Genomic DNA, 2,348 nt, shown 5'->3' on the forward strand with positions numbered 1-2,348 from the left:
GATGTGGATCGGGTCGTGGCCGTGGTGCTGGACGTTGTCGAGCACGTTGCGCAGGGCCCGGTCGAGACTGTCGGGGTCGGCCCGCGCCGCCAGGTCGGGTGGGCAGTCCACGGTGATGTCGCTGGAGGTGTGGGCGAGGGAGGTCAGCAGCGGGGCCAGCGTGGTGGCGACGATGGGGCCGCTCGGGTGTTGTTCGGTGCGGGCCAGCAGCAGCAGGTCCTGGGCGAGTGTGGTGAGCCGGCGTGTTTCGTCCAGGCCGGAGCGCAGGGCTGCGGCCAGTTCGGGGTTGCTGCGAGGGCGGCGCAGGGCGAGTTCGAGTTCGGTGGTGAGCAGGCTCAGCGGCGTGCGGAGTTCGTGGCTGGCGTCGGCGGCGAACTGCCGCTCGCGGTCGAGCGCGGTGCGCAGCCGGGCCAACATCGCGTTGAGGGTCTCGCCGAGCCGGGCCAGTTCGTCGCGGGTGGGGGGCACGGGAAGTTGCTGGTGAGTGTCCTCGGCGCTGATCCGTTCGGCGTGGGCACGCAGGCGTTCCACCGGCCGCAACGCACCTCCGACCACGAGGTAGGCGCCGACCGCCACAGCGGCCAGGACGAGCGGGAAGGCGACGGCCAGTTCGCGGCGCATATCGGCGACGGCGTCCTCGCGTCCGGCGAGACCGGCGGCGACCACGGCGATGTGGCCGTCGGATGCGGGGGCGGCGAGGATGCGAACCGGTCCGGTGAGCCCGGGCGCGACAGTGTGCTCGGTGTGCAGTGGACCCGCCGCGGCAGTGCCCAGTTCGGGGCGGTCGAGCAGCGACTGGTCGCCGAGCACGCGGGAGCCGCTGAGCACGCCACCGCCATGGTCGAGCAGTTGTTCGACGCCCTCGGTGCTGCCGGCCGGGTCGGTGAGGACGGCGCCGGGGGTTTGCAGGTCGTGCAGCCGGGCCTGCAAGGTGGTGTCGATGGATTCGTCGTAGGCGCTCTGGAAATGCAGCACCGTGCCGATGCCCACCCCGGCCAGCACGAGGGCCATCACGGCGACCGACCACACGGTCAGCCGTGCCCGCAGTGGCCAGCCGGTCACGGCCGGGACCGCCCTGTGCCAGGGCCGGGTTGTCCGCCGTCGGCGCTGATGCGGTAGCCGAGGCCGCGCACGGTTTCCAGGGAGGTTGCCGCGAACGGGCGGTCGATTTTGTCCCGTAGCGATCGGATGTGGACATCGACGACGTTGGAGCGGGACTCGTAGGCGAAGTCCCAGCAGTGTTCCAGCAGCGCGTCGCGGGTGAACACCTGCCCGGGGTGGCGCAGCAGGACCTCCAGCAGGGCGAACTCCTTGCCGGTCAGGGTGATCTCGCGCTCGCCCCGCCAGCACCGCCGGGCAGCCGGGTCCAGCCGCAGGTCCTCGGCGGCCAGCACGGCGGGGCGGGTGATCGGGCCGCGCCGGATCAGCGCGCGCAGCCGGGCGAACAACTCACCGAGATGAAAAGGCTTGGTCAGGTAGTCGTCGGCCCCGCCGTCCAGGCCGTGGATGCGATCGGAGATCCCGTCCCGCGCGGTGAGCAGCAGCACCGGCACCCACACCCGGTGCTGGCGCAGGTCGCGGCACACCAGGAAACCGGACCGCCCGGGCAGCATGACGTCGAGCACCATCGCGTCGTAGTGACGGCTGAGCGCGGCGGCGAACCCTTCCGGCCCGTCGCGGGCGAGGTCCACCGCGTAGCCTTCCTCGGTCAGGCCCCGCCGCAGCAGCCCGGCCATCTTCGGTTCGTCCTCGACCACCAGCACCCGCACCCTCGTCACCTCCTCCCACCACACGAGCGTTAGCCCCTGTGCGGTCAAGCCTGCCTGCCCGGTCGGGTGGACGGCGGATGATCTTCATGGCAGCTTCATCTCGCCGCGCTACCCAAGACCCATGCAACCACGGCCTCACACCCTCATGGTGGCGCTGTCGCTGATGGCGCTGCTGCTCACGCCCCTGACCGCCTGCACCAGGGGCGGCAACGCGCCCACCGCGGACCGCGCCGGGCAGGCCCCGGTCGCCACCACCGAGGCGGACTGGAAAGGAGTCGCCGACGCCCTGGGCCGCACCGGCAAGCTGGACACCAACAGCGTCTACCGAATCCCACTGACCCGCTCCGACCTCACGGTCATCACCGACGGTGTGACGATCAAACCCGGACTGTCGCTGGGCGGCTACGCCACCTTCACCCGCTATGCCGACACCACCCTGACCATGGGCGACCTGGTCGTCACCGAGGCCGAACTACCGAAGGTGACCGATGCGCTGCAGGCCCACGGCATCCAGCAGACCGCCCTGCACAAACACCTGCTCGAACAAACCCCACCCGTCTGGTGGACTCACTTCCACGC

The 2,348-nt window shown here is 71.1% G+C and carries 3 protein-coding genes; 1 reads left to right on the forward strand and 2 read right to left on the reverse strand.

The window, feature by feature from the left end:
• On the reverse strand, positions 1–1,062 hold a 1,062-nt coding region (locus FNH05_RS36215), incomplete at its 3' end, for a HAMP domain-containing protein (protein ID WP_144593346.1).
• Complete coding sequence (locus FNH05_RS36220) at positions 1,059–1,769, reverse strand: response regulator transcription factor (protein WP_222426816.1); 711 nt, start codon at positions 1,767–1,769, stop codon at positions 1,059–1,061. The genes FNH05_RS36215 and FNH05_RS36220, both read right to left, overlap by 4 nt.
• 121 nt (positions 1,770–1,890) lie before the next feature.
• Here FNH05_RS36220 and FNH05_RS36225 point away from each other — a divergent pair.
• On the forward strand, positions 1,891–2,348 hold a 458-nt coding region (locus FNH05_RS36225), incomplete at its 3' end, for a DUF1259 domain-containing protein (RefSeq protein WP_144593348.1).

The sequence above is a fragment of the Amycolatopsis rhizosphaerae genome, from assembly GCF_007713715.1.
GTDB classification, from domain to species: Bacteria; Actinomycetota; Actinomycetes; order Mycobacteriales; family Pseudonocardiaceae; genus Amycolatopsis_E; species Amycolatopsis_E rhizosphaerae.